The organism is Flagellimonas okinawensis (assembly GCF_029194005.1).
GTDB lineage: Bacteria > Bacteroidota > Bacteroidia > Flavobacteriales > Flavobacteriaceae > Flagellimonas > Flagellimonas okinawensis.
In genome coordinates this window covers 182,059-206,503 of record NZ_JARFVA010000002.1, presented here as the reverse complement: position 1 = coordinate 206,503, position 24,445 = coordinate 182,059, and the positions used below count along the sequence as shown (strand labels likewise).

General features: G+C 42.0%; 9 protein-coding genes. 4 read left to right on the top strand and 5 right to left on the bottom strand.

The window, feature by feature from the left end; all coding sequences use genetic code 11:
- Positions 1 to 3: 3 nt before the first annotated feature.
- Genes PY091_RS06755 through PY091_RS06745 form a run of 3 tightly spaced genes read right to left on the bottom strand, consistent with a single transcriptional unit; the run spans position 4 to position 18,550 of the window.
- Entirely contained in the window at positions 4 to 14,196 is a 14,193-nt protein-coding gene (locus PY091_RS06755) for a T9SS type B sorting domain-containing protein (RefSeq protein ID WP_275648947.1), read from the bottom strand.
- Positions 14,197 to 14,206: 10 nt separating this feature from the next.
- On the bottom strand, positions 14,207 to 16,285 hold the full coding sequence (locus PY091_RS06750; RefSeq protein WP_275648946.1) for a PorP/SprF family type IX secretion system membrane protein: 2,079 nt from the start codon (positions 16,283 to 16,285) through the stop codon (positions 14,207 to 14,209).
- 6 nt (positions 16,286 to 16,291) lie between these two features.
- The gene (locus PY091_RS06745; RefSeq protein WP_275648945.1) at positions 16,292 to 18,550 is read right to left on the bottom strand and encodes a T9SS type B sorting domain-containing protein; all 2,259 of its coding nucleotides are present in this window, start codon (positions 18,548 to 18,550) and stop codon (positions 16,292 to 16,294) included.
- 267 nt (positions 18,551 to 18,817) lie between these two features.
- Between PY091_RS06745 and PY091_RS06740 the strand changes: the two genes are divergently transcribed.
- The 4 genes from PY091_RS06740 to PY091_RS06725 all read left to right on the top strand — a co-directional run bounded on the left by PY091_RS06740 (position 18,818) and on the right by PY091_RS06725 (position 21,715).
- Positions 18,818 to 20,503, top strand: a complete 1,686-nt coding sequence (locus PY091_RS06740) for a glutamine--tRNA ligase/YqeY domain fusion protein (protein ID WP_275648944.1) — start codon at positions 18,818 to 18,820, stop codon at positions 20,501 to 20,503.
- A gap of 316 nt (positions 20,504 to 20,819) precedes the next feature.
- Positions 20,820 to 21,149 (top strand): YtxH domain-containing protein, encoded by a 330-nt coding sequence (locus tag PY091_RS06735; protein WP_275648943.1) that lies wholly within the window; start codon positions 20,820 to 20,822, stop codon positions 21,147 to 21,149.
- A 3-nt stretch (positions 21,150 to 21,152) separates the two neighbouring features.
- Positions 21,153 to 21,503 carry a hypothetical protein gene (locus PY091_RS06730; protein ID WP_275648942.1) on the top strand — a complete coding sequence of 117 codons (351 nt, stop codon included), beginning with the start codon at positions 21,153 to 21,155 and terminating at the stop codon, positions 21,501 to 21,503.
- The gene (locus PY091_RS06725) at positions 21,500 to 21,715 is read left to right on the top strand and encodes a DUF6327 family protein (RefSeq protein WP_275648941.1); all 216 of its coding nucleotides are present in this window, start codon (positions 21,500 to 21,502) and stop codon (positions 21,713 to 21,715) included. The genes PY091_RS06730 and PY091_RS06725 overlap by 4 nt, the downstream gene beginning before the upstream one ends.
- A gap of 67 nt (positions 21,716 to 21,782) precedes the next feature.
- On the opposite strand, the gene PY091_RS06720 is transcribed toward PY091_RS06725, so the two are convergent.
- Both PY091_RS06720 and gltX read right to left on the bottom strand, forming a co-directional pair.
- Positions 21,783 to 22,715, bottom strand: coding sequence for an SPFH domain-containing protein (locus PY091_RS06720; protein ID WP_275648940.1), 933 nt, complete (start codon positions 22,713 to 22,715; stop codon positions 21,783 to 21,785).
- Positions 22,716 to 22,808: 93 nt separating this feature from the next.
- Entirely contained in the window at positions 22,809 to 24,305 is a 1,497-nt protein-coding gene (gene gltX / locus PY091_RS06715; RefSeq protein WP_275648939.1) for a glutamate--tRNA ligase, read from the bottom strand.
- Positions 24,306 to 24,445 lie beyond the last annotated feature (140 nt).

Below are 24,445 nucleotides of genomic sequence, written 5' to 3'. Positions count from 1 at the left end.
GTATTATTGTCGATATAGTGTAAAGTGTCCCACAAATTCTCGATCGTCTTGTGGACCTTCGAGTTTAACTACGTACCAGTAATCTCCGGTTGGCAATGGTTTTCCATCGTAATTACCGTCCCATCCCTGTACGTTTCGGGTCATCTCTTCCACTACTCTACCATAACGGTCATAAATCTTAATTAGTACGTCCGGGAACCCTTCAATGTTGTCAGGTATCCATATATCGTTGAGACCGTCGCCATCTGGGGTGAAAAAGTTCGGGAACTCAATATCTATGAACTCCATGAATATTTCTGCGGTGGCCTCACAACCGTTCTGATCTATTACAGTTACCGTGTACGTATCGGTCCTGTTGATGTAGAACGTATTATCCGTACCATTGTCGATATCGTTGAAATAGAATGTATAATCTTCCACTCCACCTTCTGCTATGGCCGTAATCTGGTTGATGTTGTTGTTTTCCAACGTCAGTGTCAAAGGTTCATAGGCTTCAATGGTAAAGTCGTATGTGGTCATACATCCATTGGCATGGGCTATGGTAATGTAATGGTCACCTGGTGTCATATTGGTAAAGTCGGCCGTTAGTTGCATATCGGCTGGATCTGTTGAATCCAAAGCGTACATAAGGTCACCCGCAATTGATTCGTCTTCCAATATAATTTCCAAGTAGTTGTCTGGAATATTACCTGTACACTCGTAAATAGGTGTAACGGTAGCGGCTAGGTTAACACCCGGCTCTATTTCCACGATTACATTTGTTTCACAACCTTGAGCATCTCTTACAAATACAACATGCGTTCCTGCGGTAAGGTCTTGGAACAAGAATTGATCTTGTACAAAGTTTTCATCTGCACTGGAATTTAAACTAGTTTGATAAGGAGCGGTACCTCCTGATATTTGTAGCTCAAATGATCCATCACCGCTTTCGAAGCATACCTCGTCCATAATATTAATGGCTTCGGCAACGATTGGTTCCGGTTGAGTGATTTCAAATTGGAACGTAATGAAACATCCGTTCACATCTTGTGCAATTACATCATAGATGCCGGGTTCTAGATCAGTAAAGGTGTTCGTCGTATCAAACTGATCTAGATTAGGTGAAATAGCGTATAGAATCTCACCTGTTCCACCCGACACTTCAACAGTAATTGTACCGTCGTTCATTCCTGAACATGTTATATCTGTAAACTCTTCTCTTTCCACAACCAATGGTTCTGGATCAACTATGGTAATCACTGGGGAAACTTCCACGCAGTCTTCACTGGTTACCCTTACATAGTATTCACCTGCCATTAGGCCGTTGAAAGTACCGTTGTTTTGTGGTCCATCTACCAAGTTGGTCAAGGCAGCATCACTGAACAATTCGTAGCTATAGTTGCCCAAACCACCGGTTGCTTGTGCTATGATTGTAGCGGATGCTTCGCCTGTACAATTGATCAACGCAGCAGATTCATCGATCGCCAAGGTTAGTTCTGGAACCTCATCAACTGTAACTTGGTTGGATATCATGGCATCACAACCATTATCATCGCGAACGTAATATTGGTATTCACCTGCTCCTACATCAAATGTATGTGTATCCCCACCGCTCATGGCAAAGAAATTGATTCCATCTGTACTGTAGTAGTAAGGTGCAGTTCCTCCTGCAGCGCTCAACATAATCTGTGCATCGTCGTTACAGGTCATTTCACTTACCTGGATCAATGAAGCCATTACCTCAGTTGGTTCTGTAATGGTTACCGTTGGAGTTTCCACAGAACAGTTCCATACATCGGAAACGGTAATACTGTATGTACCTGCACCCAAATTATTGAATGTGTTACTGATTTGTTCACCAGTGGTAAATACAATGGCAGTACCTGCTTCATTGTAGTAATTCAATTGATAGTTGTACGAACCACTTCCTCCACTTACGTTGTGCGCCCATACTGAAGCACTTTCAGCACCGTAGCACAATAGGTCGATTGGAGCAGCATCAATATCTGCGGTAATTGGGTCTGGCACTTCCAGGGTGATTCCTCTATCCTCAAAACATCCTCCATTGTCCGTTACCCTTACCGTATAAACTCCTGCGGATAATCCAGTGAACAAGTAGCTGGCTACATCGTTCATCGTATAAACCTCAGTTGTCGTGGTATTGGTCAATACAATGTCGTATGGTGCATAACCTCCCGTTGGAGCAATCAAAATTTCACCCTGATCGTTCGTACAGGTAACATTGGCCATTTCTTGTGGTGTATAATCCAATGCCGCACTTGGTGAAATAATGGTCACCGTTCCGGAAATAGCGGAACAGAAAGGTGTTCCTGTAGCTTCTACTTCAACATAGTAGTTTCCACCAACCAAATCTGGGTGCGTTATGGCAAATGAACCGGATGAGGTGTTTTCACTTCCTGATACGATCAAGGTACCATCCGTTCTGTATACATCATAGTCATAAGCCCCTGTGTATCCAGTAACATCTATTGTTATTTCACCTGCATCACCAAAGCAAATTGCTGGTGCTGTAGCTGTTGCGCTCACATCTATGGTATCGTAAGGAGCGATGGTATGTGTAGTTTCCACATAACATCCTGTGGTATCGTTGGTTGCCCTGAAGGTATAAGTACCAGGTTCTGTCAACTCAAAAGTTGCAGTTGTTGTTGTGGAAGTAACCATAGATCCATATGGGTTTCCTACTGGCAGCAACTCGAAGGTGTAGGTGTCACCACCAATACTTTCTGTAACCGTCAATGTTACCGTTTCTGGATTGTTACAGGTAATTGCCACATCCTGATTGGCACTTAATGTGAATGTGTTCAATGGCTGAACAGTGATACTGTTTGGATATTCACAACCATTGGCATCCCTCACAATGTAGTTTATAGTTTGAGCAGTTCCATTGTCCACCACATCAAAAGATGGGTTGGAGGTGAAGCTGTTTCCTTCAAAACTATATAGATAGTAAGGAGTTCCGCCAGTAAATGGAGTACCTCCTGTAGCTGTAACTGTTATTGTTGACACATCTACAGAATTGCTCGGGCTACATACAAAATCCGTAGCGGTAGCAGTTGCATCCAATACTGTAGGTTCTGTAATGGTTTCAGCTTTTACATCTACACAAGATCTGGAAGAGATCACACGAACTTCGTAATCACCAGCTGGTAGATTATCGAACAAAGGACTATCCTGTAGTGGTCTGCTCGGAGCACCTGCACTTATTCCTATCAACTCATATCTGTAAATTGGATTCACCGCTGTAGCAGGATCAAGGTTGGCCAAGATACTACCGTCGTTTCCTCCAAAACAGCTTACATTTTGAATAGTGGCATCCAATAGAATAGGATCAACTTTATCATCCAACTCTTGTGTCACCACATAGGTACAAGGAGTTCCTGTATCATTGTCGGTTACCGTGAAGGTATATACACCTGGCATGGTTAAACCTGTGAACACTCCAGTAGTATTTGTTGGTAGCGGGGTAGAACCATCAGGGAACTCAACAGCAAAGGTTAAGTTGGACGATCCACCAGAAACATTTACTGTTATCTGACCTCCTGGATCTACAGTACAATCGATAGGTTTAACCACAGTGGTAGTGGCTGTCATAGCATCTGTAAGTACCACAGGACCTACCGTTGTGGTACAAGACCATTGGTCGGCTATCAATACTTCATATGAGCCTGCACCCAATCCAGAGAAAACATCACTGGTTTGAGGAGAGCCAACATTAACTCCGTTTCTTATCAATTGGTAAGTATAGTTGCTTCCTTGTCCTCCGGTTGTTCCAACTACTTGGATTTCTCCTTGAAGGTCTGTACAGTTTTCAACATTTACCTGAAGGGTTGCCGTAATTGGCAATGGGTCAGCTAGTGTTACTGTATCCACCAATTGCTCACATCCACTGGAATCGATTACCCAAGCTTCATAAGTTCCAGCTCCAAGTCCACTAAAGTTTGGAGAGGCAACATAGTCACCAGGACCTGTTGGAGAAGTTGTACCCACATAATAGGAGTATCCACCCCATCCACCGGTTACATTGGTAATTTGTATGGTACCATCGTTGCCTAAACAAGTGATATCGGTTACTACGGTTGCACCTGCTATGGACGCTGCTGGTCCTGCAATGGTGAAAGATTCACTGTACAAACATGCTGATCCCGGAGGGTTGGTATCGGTAACCTCGATGTAATAGGTTCCGGCAGCAAGACCTGTGATAGTAAAGCTTCCATCGGCATCGGAACCAGTAAATGTGGTATCATCCGATATATCTGTGGGCGTATTGTTTACGTCGTAGTACAGGGTATAGCTGGTAGCACTTGCATACGTAACATTGGAAGCATCTACCAAGTTCAGTTCTACGGAACCATTGGTATCTCCAAAACAAGTTATATCAGTAGTATCCACGATGTTCAAATCCAATACTTCTGGATCTGCCACTTCATGAGAAACGGTAATAATACATCCTGTTACTGTATTTCTTACTTCAAAATTATGTGTTCCAACACTCAATCCTGTAAATGTTCCCGAGGCTTGGAATGGACCTGATGGCAATTCCCTGAACTCATAGTTTGCAGGATCTGTATTTGAGTTGGTAATGGAACCAAATGCTGTGATAGTGATATCTTCACCTGTTACACAAGTTGCAACTGCATCTATGGTAACACTGGCAGAATCCAAGCTATCAAATGGTGCTATTACTGCTGTAGTTTGTCCCAAACATCCATTGTCATCATAAACATTGATGGTATAACTTCCACCATTGATGTCGGTTTCAGTATAAACAGGGTTACTTCCGGATTGAACTACAACGGAACCTGCGTCTTTGATGAATTCATAGATTACATAGTTTCCGCTACCTCCGGTAATGGAAGCCGTATCTACGGTTATGGTTGCGTTGTTGGTATTGTTACCAGCAGTACATCCAAATTCCAGTACACTTGCGTTCACATTTGCAATTGCTGCTGGCTCATTGATGACAATATCAAAAATATCCACGAAACAGCTGTTGGAACCTACACCACGTACACTGTATGTACCGGCAGGAAGGTTTTCAAATGTGTTGCCGTTTTGTACAACACCTGCAGGCATAGGAGACAATGTATAGGTCAATGGATTTATACCTGTATCCTGTTCCGTTAAGGTAATGGTACCGTCGCTAGCACCAAAACAGGTAACATCCGTATGAGTTTCCGTAAAGCTTGGAAGCGGTGCTTCAGGTACATCAACAGTAATGGTCTGGGAACAGTTTGGTGGTGCTGTTCCCATATCATATACAATTACATCATAGCTTCCTGCAGCCGCTGCACCAGTCCATGTGAATGGATTGGATGGCAATGTAGTTCTAGCTACATCATTTAAACCAGGACCATCGATCATATATTCATAATTCCCGGAACCAGAGATTACATTAATTTCTATCTCGGCATTTGCCGCTGCACCTGGCTCGCAATCCAAGGCTACGGTTTGTATTGCTGTAAATTCCAATGGAGGGTGAACATCGATAACATCAGTATCGGTACATCCATTGCTATCTATGATAGCTATGTTATATGTTCCTGGTGATACATTGGTAAATATACCTCCGTTGTCCAAATAAGTTGCTCCACCATCCATAGAATAGAAAACGTCTGTAGCTGTAGTCGAAGCATTTATGGTTACTGTGATAGGATATGCACAACTGTCAATGTGAACACTATCAATAGTTGGGTTTGGGGTCAATGTCAAAGGAACATTTCCCAAGTTTACACCACAACCAAACTGATCTTCCATAGTAACTTCGTAGTTACCTGCTGGTGAATTCGCAGGAATTTCAATTGGATTGTCGGATGTAGATGTGATAGTAGTAAATCCTACCGGTCCTGTAACGGTATAGGTATAAATTCCACCACCGCCCATTGGGTTTTGAATTTCTATAAGTCCAGGGGCATCACAACTGATATTTTGTAAAACTACGGGTGTACCTGTTAAAGGATCCAATTCCTGTAACAGTACATTTTCGGTCGCACCCACACAACTATCATTATTGGAACCATCCACTTCTGTAACTTCAATAAAGTAGTTTCCAGCCGGAAGATTGTTCACAACTATATCCTGTTGAGGAGATGAAAAAGGAACGATACCACCACTAGTTGCAACTGAAACAGGAGAACCAGAGGACATGTCATAAACAGTCCATCTCATCAAAGTTTCGAAAGGAGCTTGATTATCTGTTACCGTATAGGTAATACTACCGGTAGTTAATCCGTCACAAGTTGGAGTCACCACAGAAGTAATTTCTAACGGAACGGTAATCAAATCGTTCACATTTACATTACTCTGGCGAACACAACCACTGGAATCTCTTACATAGAAAACATAAGTTCTTCCTGGAACCAAACCTGTCCATTGGTACATACCGTGACCCGCAGTAACCGTGTTACCAAGGTTATCAACACTTCCGCCTGGGTTCCAAGTAGCTGTAGATGGATCAAAATTGGCAGGATCATCAGAATAGGCATACTCATATGGAGCAACACCTTCAGACCCTTGAACGGTAACCTGTAATTCGTTACAATTTACTACCAAGGCCGAAATGGTAATGTCCAAATCATCCAAAGGATAAGGAATTAGGAAAGGTTCTAAATCGGTTTGACAAATTGTATTTCCAGATCCGTCAACTGTTCTTAAGGATGGATATACGGTATCACCAGGATTGTATCCACGGAATTGGTCGGAAGAGGACCAGGTTGTGCCCCCGTCATCACTAAATTCAATGGTTCCAATAGTTGATGGATAACCGGAAAAGTCAAAACCAAATTCGGCAGGCCCCACACCACAATTCACCGGCACAACACCGGTAACTATTCCTGTTAATTCATCAGGATTGTTAATAGTTTGGGTATCGGTGATCACACATCCTGTCGCATCGGTAACATTAATGGTGTAATTACCAGGCATCAAGTTGTAATAAGTCCTACTTGAGGCCAATACATTTGTGTTTGTTTGGCTGGATGCGCCACCATTGTCCAAATCAACAATTTCTATAGTATATGGGGCGATGCCAGAGGTGATATCAACTAAAATATTTCCTGTTCCGTCATGACAATCTGGATCAGTTGGAGTGGCAGTCATAGTCAATGGAACACCAGGGTTCACCGTAACCGTTTCCATATATTCACAATAAGGAGCGGTTGCGGAATTATCTCTTACGTACACATCGAATGTACCTTCGTTACCGGCGGTAACTGTATAAACATTTGTTGTTGAGAATGATCCTGTTGGGTCTGTAGTAGTTGGAACAAATGCATATTCCAAAGTTGGTGAACCACCAGAAGCAGTTACAGTTATGCTACCATCGGCACAAGTTGATACATCCACAACATCTACGGATGCAATCAAAGCATCGACAATGGTTACTGTTTGTTGAACGGAACAACCATACTGATCACGTACATCAATAGTATAGGTTCCTGCAGTCAAACTTGAGAACGTATAGGTTGTAGCTGTAGAAGGCGTTGGTGTAATCCAAGGACTTCCGTTTATACTGAATTGATAGTTCCCGTTACCATCGGTAACATCTACCTGAATACTACCGTCGTTATTACCACTATAACAAGCGGTCGGTGTTGCCGTGAAGACAATGGTTGCAGGTGGATCAACAGTGATTACAGCAGTGGTATCCTCACAAGAATTGGTGTCCATTGCCCTAACAACGTAATCGCCGGCAGCTATACCCGTAAACACGTTGGATGATTGATAGGCCGTTAGAACAGCGCCCAAATCATCTTCCAACTGATATTGATATGCGGGTGTTCCGCCAGTTGCATTTGCAGTAATGGTGGCTCCTCCGTTTGTACAAGTAAGTTCGTTGGTAATGGATGCTGTAACATCCAATACATCCGGTTGCGTCAATGTTTGGTTAAGGATTACTGAACAGGCAGCATCCCTTAGATCTACTATTTCTATAGTATGTGCTCCAGCAGACAAACCATTTACGGTTACAGGACTCGCAAATTGTGGTGCAGAAACGGCTCCACCATCAACTTGATAGGTAAACCCTGTTGCAGGATCAAAGTTTTCTGCTTCGAAAGTGATGGTACCATCTGCAGCTCCATTACACGAAAGATCGGAATAGGCCGTAATAGCTCCATCAAAAGCGTGACCATCTTCTACATTCACATTGATGGTCAATGATTCTGTACATACTTCTGGTGTTTGGTAAGCTTCGATATCATCAATCGCAATATCATTACCGCCGGTTACTGCAGAGTTTGTTCGTATAACGATATCCAAGTTGGTATTGGCTCCTGGATTTAGGGTTACGGAGTAGTTTTGCCAATCGTTAACACCATTGTTCTTAGGTACATTACCAGTAGTTGTACTGGCAATTACAGTTCCAACGCCATCAACCAATTGTATATCGATATCTGGGTCTGCACCACTGGTACCGTTTCTCAATAGGTTGAATGCCCAAAGTGAAATGGTAATATCCCTATTGGGGACTACTTCAATTCCTCTTTTAGCGTAAATAATCCCATTTGGTCCAACTGCACCTCCCACGTTCATGGCCAAGAATCTACCGTTGGCCAAACCAGAATGATCGTTTGGACTTAACCATGTTCCATAAGGGTTAACAATTGTCTGGGTAACGGAATATTCCCCGTCTTGTATGTGTGTATCAATTCCCCATCCACAAGAGTTCACAGAACCATTTTGAGGTTCGTAGCAATATGCCGGATCTACTTCCGGTATACTGGTATTGGGACCAGTTCCAAAGTTTTCTGACAAAAGAACACTTGGTGAAGGGGCAATATTACTGGTATAATTTACTGTAATAGTATGGTTTCCAACCGCAACATCTGTAAACACATTGGATGTGTTTGGTGTATTGGGTGAACCATCAATTTCATAGGTATAGTCAAAATCAGTGCTGCTTGGCGTCACTGTGATTGTTCCTTCTCCGTCACACTCGTAATCAATGGCCGTGGTTGCTGTAGGAGCTTCCGGCTCCGGATCAATTGTCACGGACATTGGGAACGTACAAAGGTTGGCATCCCTAATGTAAAGCGTATGTGTTCCGGGCAATAAATATCCAATGGAACTTGCTCCGTAGGTAGATCCTCCGTCAAAACTGTACTCGTAAGGAGCGGTACCTCCAATGGCATTGGTAATCCTCACCTCAGCTCCCATTCCTGGGTAGCATTCCGCCAATGCAGTTACTGCTGCGGATGCAGAAAGCGTTAGTGGTTCGGTTATCGTATAAATTTCTGTTACATCACAGTTATTGGCATCTCTAACACGGATGTTATAGCTTCCTGCTGGAAGGTTTACAAATGTATTTGATGTCTGGTAGTTTGCTCCATTGTCAATACTGTACAAATATGGACCTTCACCGCCTGTAGCCGTAATGGTTATTTCGGCCTGTGATTCCCCGCTACACAAAATATCTGTATTGGTGACGGTTATTGCCAATGGGTCATCTTGAATGATGGTAATATCGTAAGAGGCTTCACAATAATCGGCCGCCCCATTATTATCCCTTACATAAACATCATAATCACCAGCACTTGTTACCGTAACCGGATTGGTAGTCGAAAAGTCCCCAGCCGTTGGAGTTGTCCCATCGGGCACTACGGCATAAACATAGTTTCCATCCCCACCGGCAGCTGTAATGTTTATATCTGTACCAGTAGCACATGCAGTAATGTTGGAAGCGGAGGCTACAACACTAAGTTCAGGGTCTATGGTAATTGATGCTGAATCGGTACAACTGTTACCATCCCTAACATCAATGGTATAAGTACCAGGGCCCAGACCTGTGAAGACATTAGTTGCTCCAAATGGTCCTCCGTTTAAGCTGTATTGGTAATTTCCATCGCCTCCAGAGGTAATATTTGCTGTTAGGGTCAAACCTGTGGCATCATCGTAACAAATGTCGTTTGGAACAATTTCCAGTACAGGAGCAACGGCTTCATTGATGATAAAGGTGTCTGTATATACACACCCATTGGCATCGGTTACTGTAAATGTATAGGTACCCCCTAAGGTTAATCCCGTAAACAAACCACTGGATTGTGGTCCAAAAGTAGCGGGTCCTGCGGTAATTTCATAGGTATAACTTCCCCATCCGCCTGCAGCGGTGATCTGCACCGAACCATCCGAAATACATGTAGGCTGGGTAACGCTTACAGGAGCGGTAATGGCCGCAGGTGGAGCGGCAATGGTTACATCGGCAGTATCTGTACAGTTGGTAAGATTATCTGTAACGGTAATGGTATATGTTCCTTCGGCAAGTCCGTTTAAGGAAATGGTTCCGTTGGTCTCAGCTGTTCCAGAGAAAGATGCCGGACCGGTTACGGTATAATCGAAATCTGTGTTAAAATTGGATACCGTGTATTCAATTTCACCATCGTTGGCACCAAAGCAGGTAATATTGCTTACCAATTGTCCCATAACCGAAATTTCGGTTACCGGGGCAATCGTGTAGCTTTCATCGTATGAACATCCGTCACTATCGGTTACACGGAACATATATGTTCCAGGTGTCAAGCTTGTAAAGGTTGCATTGTTTCCATTATTCACCACGCTGGCCGCTGGAGAAATAATTTCATAAACCAAAGCCGGTGATCCTCCAGTTACGGATAATGTAATGTCGGATTCGAATGTGGGGCACAATGGATCGGTAGATGTAAAATCTATATCGGTCGGCGGATCTAAAGGATCTATGGTGACAGAATTGGTCACGAAAGTACATCCATTGGCATCTCTTACGGTGATGGTATACGTTCCATCTGTTAGATTGTTGAATGTTGGGGAGGCTACAAAGGTTACTCCATCGATACTATATTCGTAAGGAGCTGTACCTCCAGTTACATTTTGAGCTTCCACAATACCATCTTGCAAACAGGTATAATCCTGTACCAAAACGGCATCGGCATCTATGGCAGATGATGGTGCGGAGATACTGGCATATTCAAAATAATCACAGTCTGCACTACCCTTTCGTTGATTGATAACCACAGCATAATCACCATTGGTCAATCCAGGAAAATTACCTGAAGCATTGGTGGCCAAAGCGTTGTTCAGGTCGTAATTGTCCTCGTCAAAACCTGTGGCATCGAATAAATAGTAGGTAAGTTGGTAGCCGTTGTCGTCAACCAAATTAAATGTAATTCCTCCTGTGGCATCGCCATAACAAAGAACATCTGTAATTGTAGTAGCGTTGTACTCTGCAGCAGGCCTGAATTCGATATCCACAGGGTTGGAAATATCGTAACAGTTGTTTCTGTCCACTACCACAAAGGTGTAACGCCCCGGGTCATAAATGTCAAAAATTTGACTAGTTTGGAATGCCGACGCAGGAATGTCGGTTACCGAGGGATACGAAATCTGTGTAACCCCATTATCGTCCACATAGGACCAAATGGCATAAGTGTGAGGTGTTTTACCTCCAGTGGATTCCATTTGAATATTACCTTCCCTACAGGTAATGTGTTGTGAGATCCTTGCGGTTAATTCAAGGTCTGTTAGATCTAGGATGGTTACTTGTTCGGTATAGTCACACCCGTCATCGGTGGTAACGTTAACGTCGTATACGCCGTCATTTAAATTTACAAAGGTGTAGTTATTGTCGTTGGTAGGTCCGTGTGTATCTACTACGGTACCTCCTTGGGAAATCTCATAATAGTATTGTGCCTCTACATTTAGTACGGAAATGGCAATTTCACCTAGACCGTTACAGTCTGTATCTTGAGGAACAACATCTACTTGAAAGTCCCTTTCCAAAATTCCGATATTGTCCAAAACAAAAACACAGCCATCGGTAACACCTTGTTGTCTCATTTCTACCATGTAGGCACCATTGGTGTCGATGTCAAAACTAGGACTTGATTGGTAGGCAACCTCTATAGTACCAGTGGATTGGTTCACCAATTGGAACTCATAGGTCAAAGGAACATTGGTTACTGTAATGTTTCCATCGGTATCACAAATAATATCCCTTGAAGTATACTGTGGATCTAGCGGGTTCTTATATATATTGAAATAGAACCTACTAAAACAACCATTTTGGTAGTTGATCACCAATCTATATTGACCGGTATCTGAAGCCAAAAAGTCGTTTCCGGTATCAACGGTGTTCCAAGTACATCCTGCATTGGTGTTGGCACAGCCATCGGTTACGGCACCACAACTTGCTTCGTCCAATTGTTCCCAAACAATGCTTGTTGCATCCGGGATGTTTATTTGGATAAGCTCGGTATCGTTTAGTCCGCAAAGGAATATTTCTGGAAGCTCACTACCGTCGTTGGGACATATTTCGATATCGCCATCAATGGTGTTGCTTGTATCGTTGATCAATGCGGTGATCGGATTTGACTGAACGGAACCGAAAAGCTCAACATTGATGATTTCTTGAAAATCCTTACAAGGATCTGCTACTTGTTTGTCCACGATGTAGGTCCCAATTTCGTTCACCAAGATTGTACTTGGGTCGTTATCGGAATCTCCATCTGTGATTACGGTATCCGTGCCAACATCAATTTGGTTGTTTCCGTTTTCATCGCGATACCATATGTAATTATCAAAGTTGTCACCGGCGTCAAGTAATACTTCGTCCCCGCACAATTGTACGGTTCTGGAGAAATTACAGGCACTTAGATCATCCAAAAGGAAGTTGGTGGCGCCAGGCGTTCCAAAACCACAACCATCGAAATCGGACACACTGGGGTCATCTGTAATTTGTGCCGTGTTTATGGCTCCAGAATAGGTGGAATATGCCAAGTTTTGAATAATATCCGTACATGCATCGATAAAATCGAAGCAGTTTTCAGCAACTTGTACGCGCATACGGATGGTAGCGGCCGGGTCCCCTTCTTCCACCATGGAATCGGGTATGGTAAAAGTAATGGTCCTGGTTGCTGGATCATATACGTATGTTACCCCAGCAGGCATGTTAATACTGGACTCATCCAGCGTAACATTGATGGGCAGTACGTCTCTGATCGTATAATTTACAGCATCGTCGTTCCCTACATTTTCAAAAGTGAGTACATAGTCCAAATATTGCCCTAGATGTACACCTTGTCCAGTAATATCATTTCCACCAATATCCTCGACTGTTTTGGCAAGGTTCATTGTCGGCTCAATGATCTCTACATCCAACGAAGTAAAGAAAATGTCATATTTATCCTGTGTAGATGATGCCCTTAGCGTAGCTCCGGTCTCATCATTGGGAATTACGGACTGGTTGGGATTGGGAATGGTAAATAGGTCCACATCCCATCCTAATGTGTTGGTACTGTTGGGGTTTCTGGTGGTAACAATGGCCCCTTCGTTAGTGATATTACTATTAAAGAAGTTATTTGCAGGGTTGGCTGTGTTTGATAATGTGGTGAAGGAACCATTGCTGTCCGCGCGAATGGATAGCTGGTCTCCTGAAATTCTGTTATCTCCCTCCAATGCGGCAACACCAAGTTTGGCGTTTACCGGGAAAGGAGCTGGCAATGTGGTAAACCCACTAAATGGAATGTCCACTGTCTCTCCTGATTTGATACCTGCGTATCCATCAAAAGTGGTAATGTATTTTCCTGGAAGGGTTGGGTTTTCATATACAACCACCAAAGACCAACCTCCGGAAACACCACCCTGAACATTGTCTCCTGAACTGGCCCTAACATTGGCCACAAAATATTCCCCATCGGGATTGGCCAATCCTGAAACAATGGATGTTACATCTTTATAACAGGCATATGGTGCGTATGTTCCAAAATCGGCATCGCCATCACCATCAAAGAGGATTTCGTCCGCCGTTAGATCTACATAGGATCCACCGGGAACCCGAAATTTTACTTGGTTAAAATCAGTGCTACGGTTATTGTCCCTGTAAACCGCAGACCAATATAGACCGGCATAACGAATTAAGGAACATCCAGGATCGGGCACCGAAAGTGTAGCACTACTCGAGCTAAAAGTCGATGGGTCACCGTCAATATCTATGTATTGCATGTTCAACCTATCGTTATACTCGGAAGATGACCCTGTGGCATTATATGGACTTTCAGGACCATCACTTCCCTCGTCTCTGTTGACGATATTGTTTGCTATAAAGGTAAGATCTCCTTTAAGCCTGTTTTCATAACGGACATCAAAGTCGTTCTTTACCTGAGAGATACCTGTATACATAAACAATAGTATACAAATAGAGGAGCCCCACTTGAGTAGTGTTAATTTCATAGGTTTGGGGTTAAATAGTTGTGTTTGGTTTGATTCGCATGATCCACATATCGTCGTCATACGATGCGTTTAGTTTGGTATAGTAAGAGGTTAGGGCATTGTTCCAGGTCTCATGTTTTTTTAAGTATACATACCTGTTCTTATCTGCCGGACTAACAAAATAGCTGGCGTGTAACCCTTTTGCGTTGAGTTCTTTAACAAACTCTTTGGCGCTTGCGGAATTTTCAAATACGTTGGCGATGATATAATATCCTTCCGCAATTCCGTCACCAGCTTGAGTTCTAAGTACCACATGTTTGTTGCCTTTTTGATTGGATAGGCCCGCTACATTTTTGGAAAGCTGGTTGTTTCCATACTTGGAATTCGGTCTGTTTACATTTCCAGAATATCCTGCAATTTGGGAATCCCCCCCATTTACGTTCATTACCCAGGCATCACCTTGATAAGCCCCGTTCATTTTGGTTCTATAGGCATTCAGCGCTTCTTTTTTGTTGTTAAAGTCGCCGATATACACGTAGTTTAGACCGTTTTTAGGGTTTTGGAAATAATCCGCTTCAATACCTTGTGATCTTAGCTTTTCAATAAAGGCCGTAAGGTTGTTGGTATCACGGAACACATTGGCAATTAAATAATGTCCGCTTTCCACGTTGGGCACAGAATGGGCCTTAAAACCTGCTGCTCTAGTGCTTTTAGTGGTTCTATATGTATTATCTTTTTTGGCTTTTGAGTTGGAGGCATAAGTTGCCTTGGTATTGGCCTTTGTTTCGTTGATCTTGATCACCTTTTTTGTCGAGGTGTTGTTGGATAGTCCGTGGTTGGCCAAGGGCTGGGACTTGCGCGTTACAATGTCCGCGCTGTCCATGTTGGCGAAGTATACTTCTTTTGCTTTTTCTTCCAGTGCAGGGTTTTGACCTCTTGTTTCACGTTGTACCATTTTCATCACGGTCTCAAAACGTCTTTCCAAGTCTTTTTTACGGGTGGATTCGATGGAATCTTGACGCATCAACAATTCATCTAAAATGGCATCGTTCTCGGCCAATTTGTCTTTGAGTTGAGCAATTTCCAGGTCCTTTTCGGTAAGGTTCAAGCTATCCTGGGGTACATCCTCATCATTGGAGACCAATTCTTCACCCTCTTTTTCCAACATTACACGGTCTTCCGTAAGATTTGGAGTAAAGGAGTATGCCAATGAGATTTCGTGGGTTACCCCAAAATTCTCAAATTGGTTGGACAAACCTTTCTCTACGGTATATCCGAGGGATATATTTTTGGTCAGGTTAAAACCTAGACCTGCAGAAGCACCATAAAAATCATCGTAACCTGCTTGTACCCAACCCAATTTTGGAAGGTCGAGTATCAGGTTTCCACCAAGGGTAATGTTTTCTTCACCAACTTTGCGAACCCTTGCCAATGGCATTAACCTAGCCTGTTCCATGATACCCGTTCCGTTTTCAAACTGATGGGTATATTGTAGGTGCCCGGAATATGTTTTTTCATTAAAATCGGTAACAGATTCACTGGTCTTTAGGTTGTAATCAAAAAGGTTTTCGGCGAATCCTCCTATGTCAAATTTGCCAATTGAAAAGTTGAATCCAGGCTGAAAACTGACCAAAGAACTACTTTCCAATGTATTTAGGAACGGATCTACTTCAACCGAGTTTACCCTATCTTGATTAAATGCACTCTGATAGTAGCTGACGTTGGCACCAAAGGTGAATGTGCTTTTTGGGCTCAGACGAACACCATAGGCGTAGTTGGCATGCACACCAAAATTGTTGAACAAGCCTTCACGATTGGTAAATAAACTTAGACCAACTCCGCTTCTATCACTTACTCTACCACTATAGCTCAAGAAGTATACCTGGTTGTTGTCATCAAAAGATACCGACTGGTTTCTATGAAAAAGGTTAATGTATGACTTATCTTCCCTAACCGTGGAAAACGTTGGGTTCAGTAAGAACCTATTAAATTTCAAGAGGTTCTGAGAAGGTACATTATAAGGTACATAGACTTCTTCTTCTTGCGCTCTCATACCGGAGAATGCAAGTAATAATATGGCAAGTAATAGTAGAGGTTTCTTGGTCTGCATTGCTGCTTATTTAATAACAGTGATGGTTCCTTGTTTCAGGCTTTTACCACCACGCGTAATCTTGTAATAGAAAATCATGCTTTGTTTGTTAAAGGATGTGGTGGATTGTGGCCAGTTGTTTTCATAGCCGGCTTGGCTAAATACTTGTTCTCCTCGCTCATTAAAAATGGTAACAAGAACATTTGGGTCTCTGGAATAGGTGTTTGGCAATACCCATAGATCGTTAATACCGTCGCCATTAGCGGTAATAACATTAGGTATGGCAAACATATCCCGGTAGGTTACGGTGATTACTTTGCTTACTGTACAAGTTCCAAAAGTGGCGATCAACAGGTACTCCCCCTCTTCTGTAAAGTCGTAGGAACTACTAGAAGAAATTAGGTTGTTACCTGCATCGTACCATTCATAAGAATCTGCACCGCTTGCGGTAAGAGTTTGGGTCTCTCCCTCAATAATGATGAGGTCTTTGGATTTATCAAGTACCAAAAGTGATTCATCAAAAGCACTTATGGTAATTTCGTTGGATACCAATGGACATGCATTGGAGGTTATAATCAGTTGGTAAACACCTGTTTCATTAACCGTCAAGCTTTCAGATGAGGTGTTTATAACTGTTCCATCCTTCTTCCATTCAAAGGATTTATTGGATAGTTCAGTGGTTGTTTCCAACACTATAGCATTACCTCCCTCACATAGAACAGTACCATTTGTGGTAATTTGAAGGGTTTCGTTGCTGTTAAGTGTTACTTGAAGCGTGTTGGACATCGATTCAAAGGCATCGATGGTACCAAATAGGGTATACTCACCATTATTATCTTGATTGGATATGGTAATGGTTTTCGATGTTTCGCCCGATATATCTGTACCGTTCAATCTCCATTGGTATTCAAAAGAGTTTTGAAGGTCGGCGGTTACATCTGTGGTCGCACCATTATCACTTACTGCATTTATCGCGCTAAGATTCAAAGTTGCATCTATATTTTCACAAGAAGCATAAGTGCCCACATAGTCAATCACAAATTCAAATGAATCTGGGGATACAACGGTTGTGGTCGTAGAAGCGACAGGTGCCGGGGTACAAGGACCACCATTATCTGTAACTTCCACATAATATTCACCTACTTCGTTAATAGTTAAAGCGTTACTGGTTACATCGGTTATTGCAGCACCATCTTTAAACCACTGGTAAACAGGAGTATTGGCATTTGTGGTAACCGATAAAGTCTTTGTTTGTGATGGTAGGAGTACAATGTTCTCCTCGTTATTTACACTTATTTCAAACGAACCAGGGCTGGTAATACTAACCGCCTCGGACAATTCCTTACAAACACCAGAACCATCCACTTCAACTTGATAAGAACCTTCAAATCCAGCGGTATTTGAGTTTACGGTGTATGTGCTGCCCTCAACTGTTGGGCCGCTGATAATGGTCCCGTCTTTATACCAGGTATATGTTAGGCCCATACCGGTGATATTCGCCTCTAGGACCTGGGTTTCACCCGGACATAGCTCAAGATTGCTTGCACCATTAATGGCCAATCCGGAACTTGTTCCGGTCGAAATCTCTATGGTGTTGGATAAAGTATTTGCGGACCCTGAACAATCTCCATAATCCAGCTCTACATAGTACATGCCTGGCTCAGTTACGGTGATACTTTCTGATTTTGAGGCAAGTAGCGTACCGCTGCGGTACCAGTTGTAGATATAGGTTTCTGCATTTGGAATGTTATGCGGTTTAAGGGTAACCGAACCACCACCACATAATTGAATAAGACCGCCGGATGGAATGTTTCCACTTCCGTTTTCACTTATCAATAGCGGTGAATTGTAATCGATAAAATACATGGAAAATGCGTCTGAAGCAGGGCTTGTTTTGGCCGGATTTGTACTTCTGACCCTCATTTTAAAGTTATCTCCCCTCATTTCTGTAGGAAGAGCAAACTGGAATTCAAAATCAAACACCTGATTTTTATCCGCTACCCTTGCGAGTTCTGTAGGTGAGGCAAAGTAACCATCCGAATCAGATAGTTCCAGAATAAACTCATTGTTGCTTTCCACCATAGGTGGATCCCATGTAAAGTTTACAAAGTATTCGTTGAATCCCCCAGACGCACAAACTGCGGTCCATGCCGAGTTTCCGGCAAGGTTTGGGTTGTCCGCGGGCACGGGCTTATTGAGAACTTGCGCTTGAGACGCGAAGGTACCCAATAGCACAAAAGCCAAGGCCAGAACTAGAATGCTATACGTTGAATTACTTTTTTTCATCACCGTTAGTTTTTAAGAGGTTATGGGCCATAATAGCCCTGTTAGTTTGTGCCCCTTAAGTGTAATTCATTCAAAAAGACGGTGTTCAGGCGTCTTTTTATCATATAGTATTCCAATAACAAATATGTCTCTAATTTCGTCGAATGGAAAGATATTGTTGTAGGCTATACCAAAAGTGTTGTGAAATGGCCTACTTTGTATACACAGAAGATGGAAAAATAGCGATGAACGTTTGATTTTACTACATTTGCGCATCAAAATTATGGTATGGCAGAAGAAGCTAGATCGCTGAATTTTATCGAGCACATTATTGAGGAAGACCTATCCAAGGATTATTCCAGGGAACAATTGAGATTTCGTTTTCCTCCAGAGCCCAATGGGTATCTGCACATAGGGCATGCGAGTTCCATTTGCCTAAACTTTGGTTTGGGCCTACGCTATAATGCGCCCGTGAATCTTCGTTTTGACGATACTAACCCCGCAAAGGAAGAGAAAGAGTATGTTGAGGCCATTAAAAAGGACGTTACATGGCTTGGTTTTGAGTGGGATACGGAGTGTTATGCATCCGATTACTTTCAACAACTGTATGATTGGGCCGTGAAGTTGATCAAGGAAGGAAAGGCTTATGTGGACAGTCAATCCTCGGAAGAAATTGCGTCCCAAAAGGGAACCCCTACCGACCCAGGGAAGGATAGTCCCTATAGAAACAGGTCCGTTGAGGAAAATTTGAAACTTTTTGAGGGCATGAAAAATGGGGAATATCCAGATGGAGCCCATGTTTTACGAGCTAAAATAGATATGGCCTCCTCAAATATGTTGATGCGCGACCCCGTGATGTACCGCATTTTGCACAAAGCTCACCATCGAACTAATACCGATTGGTGTATTTATCCCATGTACGATTGGACACACGGAGAGAGCGACTATATAGAACAAGTCTCACACTCCTTGTGTACATTGGAGTTTTTACCTCATAGGGAGTTGTACGACTGGTTTTTGGACCAAGTGGTATCCTCGGATAAATTACGTCCAAAACAGCGCGAGTTCGCTCGTAGAAACCTTAGCCATACCGTAGTCAGTAAACGTAAGTTGCTGCAATTGGTAGAAAAAGGAATCGTTACGGGTTGGGACGACCCGCGAATGCCTACGATATCTGGATTACGAAGAAGAGGGTTCACTCCCGAGTCCATTAGGAATTTTGCCGATACCATCGGTATTGCCAAACGGGAAAACGTAGTGGACGTTTCTCTCCTCGATTTCCATGTTCGGGAGCACTTGAACAAGATCGCCCCTCGTGTAATGGGAGTACTTAACCCACTTAAGTTGGTTATAACCAATTATGAAGAAGGAAAAGAGGAATGGCTTGAAGCGGAGAACAACCCAGAAGATCCATCCGCAGGTAGTCGGGAAATTCCTTTTTCGCGAGAATTGTACATTGAGCAGGAGGATTTTAGGGAAGAGGCCAACCGAAAATTTTTCAGACTGAAATTGGGTGGTGAGGTTCGCCTAAAGAATGGCTACATTATAAAAGCAGAAAGCTGTACCAAGGATGATGAAGGTAATATTATGGAGGTACAATGTACATACGACCCAAAAAGTAAAAGTGGTTCGGGTACAGAAGAAAGTTTGAGAAAGGTCAAAGGAACTTTACATTGGGTGTCCATACCACATGCCATTACCGCAGAGGTTAGATTGTACGACCGTCTTTTTTCCGATCCTACACCAGACGGACATAGGGATAAAGATTTCCTGGATTTTGTCAATCCTGATTCTTTGGAAAAGGTAACCGGTTATTTGGAACCAAGTTTAAAGGATTCCAAAATAGGGGACCAAGTACAATTTCAAAGAATGGGATATTTTAATGTTGATAAAGACTCAACAACAGAAAAGTTGGTTTTTAACCGAACAGTCACATTAAGGGATACTTGGGCCAAATTGGAACAAAAAAGCTAATATAAATATTACTTATTTCTTCAATAAAACATATTGGATTATCTTATAAGAGACGGGCCTTTTAGGCTCGTTTTCCTTTTGTTTTAAAATTAAGCTGACAAAAGGGTTGTTGTATTCCTTTTAAGCTTGTTCAGGGGCTTTATTTGCAGTATTTCTCAAAATATTAGCTTTTGCGTCAAGGATTCCACTAATTGGATCAATGTCTGACTATTTAGGATTGTAGTTTTGAAGTAAATCGTTGGGTGAGCATGATTTTCGAAAGTTGAAAAGGCACTCGAATCGATTTAACTGAAGTTTAATTAAAAATTACAATATTATGTCAAATAACACTGGAAACGTATTAACCGCATTGTTAACTGGAGCTGTAGTTGGAGCAGGGATCGGAATTTTGTATGCTCCTGATAAGGGAAAGAAAACTAGAAAAAAAATTAAAAAGAGTGCTGTAAAGGCAAAAGATGATATTGCACAAAGCATTTCAAATGCCAAGGAAGAATTCACTCAAACTGCTGATGCCAAAAAAATTGAATTCGAAGAAAAATTGGAAGACACTCTTTCCAATATGAGTTACAAGGCCGACGATATTATTGTTGCTCTCGAAAGAAAATTGGAAGACCTTAGAGAAAAGAACGCACAACTACAGAAGTAATAGATGATTTTTGAAGATATAGAAGAAGAGATTAATCATGTTGAAGACGGAGTAAAGGCCTACGTAAAGAATAGCCTTGACTTTTACAGGCTCCAAAGTTTTCGTTCCATGATGAAAGGAATCACAATGGCCACGAAAGTCTTATTGATAGGTGGTATCGTGTCCATTGCCCTTCTTTTTCTTTCCTTGAGTGCTGCTTTTTGGTTAGGCACCCTTCTTGAGAGCACAGCCAAAGGCTTCTTAATCGTAGGAGTATTCTATGTACTAATTGGTATAATAATTTACCTTTTTAGAAAAAGACTGGAAAAGCCACTCTTAAAAAAGTTTTCCAAATTTTATTTTGATGAGCTATGATTAAAACACAATACACATCTTTTGAACAAATTGATCACGACCTTAAAGTACTCAAGTTGCAACGACAAATTGAGGAAGAGAAGGTAAAGTTGGCCATTCAGAATACAAAGAAGGAATTCTACCCCGCAAATATTTTGGGTGGATTAACACCTGTAATACAAAAAGTGGCCATATCGTTCGTGGCCAAAAAATTGCTAGAGAAATTCGACTAATAAAGAAAGTTGGTTACATTTAAAAAGGCTCCCAATTGGGAGCCTTTTCATCTTAATTGAGTTTAGATTAAGAATCAGAACCTTTCTCGTTCTGTTTACGTTTCATAGCTTCTCCAATTTGGTTACTGGCAGTAAAGGAAGCTACCATATTGTTGAGCATATCGCTACCTGCTTGTGGTGAGTTTGGCAATAGAATCAGATTGGTATCTGTTTCTTCTCCAATGGCTTGTAAGGTATCATAGTGTTGGGTAACCACAATCAAAGCAGATGCTTCTTGCGAGTTTATCCCCACTTTGTTCAACACTTCTACCGATTCTTCAAGTCCGCGTGCGATCTCTCGTCGCTGATCGGCAATACCTTGGCCTTGCAATCTTTTGCTTTCTGCTTCTGCTTTTGCCTTTTCAACAATAAGAATACGTTGGGCATCACCTTCAAATTGTGCTGCAATTTTTTCACGTTCGGATGCATTAATGCGGTTCATGGCTGCTTTTACCTGGGCATCCGGATCAATATCGGTGACCAAGGTTTTTATAATATCAAAGCCATAATCCAACATCGCATCTTGTAATTCCGCTTTTACCGCAATGGCGATATCATCTTTTTTAACGAAAACATCGTCCAATTTCATTTTTGGCACTTCCGCACGGACTACATCAAACACATAAGAAGTTATTTGATCGTGTGGGTATTCCAGTTTGTAAAAGGCATCATACACCTTTTCTCTAATCACAACATATTGAACGGAAACCTTCAGTTTTACAAAAACGTCATCCAAAGTTTTGGTCTCCACGATTACATCCAATTGTTGAATTTTAAGGCTAAGTCGGCCAGCAATACGGTCCACAATTGGAATTTTCATCTGTAGGCCCGAATTACGGATACTGTGGAAACGGCCAAAGCGTTCAACCGCTACGGCTGTTTGTTGTTTAACAATAAAGAAAAATTTGAAAAGAATGACCAGAGCGACAAACGCAATTGGTATTAAAAGATAGTTGCCCATAGTGTTTAGATTTTATGTTAGAAATGGAAATTACGAAACTTGGCTATAGTATTAGTAGCCATTCGTCAAATAATGTTACACTTCCATGAATTTCTAAAGCTCGGAAACGGCAGTTTTTATGCGGTTGATACTTTCCTCTTTTCCAATCAAATCCATAATATCGAATAAATGCGGCCCTTTCATGTCACCAACTATGACCAAACGGAGTGGGGGCATTACTTTTCCAAAGGAAAGTTCTTTTTCTCCGATCCAAGCCTTAACGGTTTCTTCTATTTTACTTGATTCAAAATCAGGTATGGATTCCAAAACTGCTACAACCTGATTCATTATTTCCGGGGTGTCCTCTTTCCATTGTTTTTTAACGGCTTTTTCGTTGTAAGAGGTTGGAGCCTTGAAAAAGTAATCCGATAACTCCCAAAAATCCTTTACAAAGGAAGCGCGTTCTTTAATTGAGGATACAACTTTAAGCAGATAATTTTGCTCCGCGAATATGCCTTTATTTTCAAGCTCTAAAGCGTATAATTTAGCAAGTTCCTCGTTACTTTTAAGTTGTAACCACTGCTGATTATACCAATTGTTTTTTTCTGGGTCAAAACGAGCCCCAGACTTGTTCACACGCTCTAAAGTAAAGGTGTTAATAAGCTCTTCCAAAGTAAATATTTCTTGTTCTGTGCCGGGGTTCCACCCAAGTAAAGCCAAAAAGTTAACTACTGCTTCTGGGAAAAAGCCGGATTCCCTATACCCTTCGGATTGGTTCCACGTGAGTGGGAAAACGGGGAACCCTCCTTTTTCTCCATCACGTTTACTTAGTTTGCCCTTGCCAACGGGCTTCATAATCAATGGCAGGTGTGCAAATTCCGGAGCATTCCATCCAAAAGCTTCGTACAATAAGGTATGCAGTGCCAAAGAAGGCAACCATTCCTCTCCACGGATAACATGGGAGATCCGCATTAAATGGTCATCAACAATATTGGCCAAATGATAGGTGGGCATTCCATCACTCTTGAACAACACTTTGTCATCAAGAATATTGGTGTCTATTTTTATTTGTCCACGTATAATATCGTTGAGTAGTAACTCTTCATCCTTAGGCGATTTAAAACGGATTACATAATCTTCTCCTGATGCTATTTTGGCAGTAACTTCGTTTTCTGAAAGAGCTAGGGAATTGGTTAATTTTTCTCTGTTGTGCCAATTGTAGATAAATGTTTTTCCGTTTGCCTCATGTTCCTTTCGATGTTTATCCAGAGATTCTGGGGTGTCAAAGGCATAGTAAGCCTTACCCTTTTTTATTAGGTCTTCGGCATAAGATTTATAAAGATCTTTGCGCTTACTTTGTTTATAAGGTCCAAATTCTCCTTCTTTTCCTGGTCCTTCATCAAAAGGAATCCCACACCAGTTCAATGCCTCGATAATATATTCTTCCGCTCCCTCAACAAACCGATTTTGGTCCGTATCCTCAATACGAAGTACAAAATCACCCCCATTTTTTTTGGCAATTAAATAGTTGAATAAGGCGGTACGAAGACCTCCTATATGTAAAGGCCCTGTTGGACTAGGTGCAAATCGAACTCGTACTTTTTGACTCATAACCAGGTTTAATTAAGTGGCAAAGATACATAGCTGATAAGGAATTGGAAAGTCTTACTTACGTCTGTTATTGTTGTTTCCTAAGTACTGATAAATGGAGGTTTAACAAAATTTTTCCCCTCAATTCCAATGGATCAGGT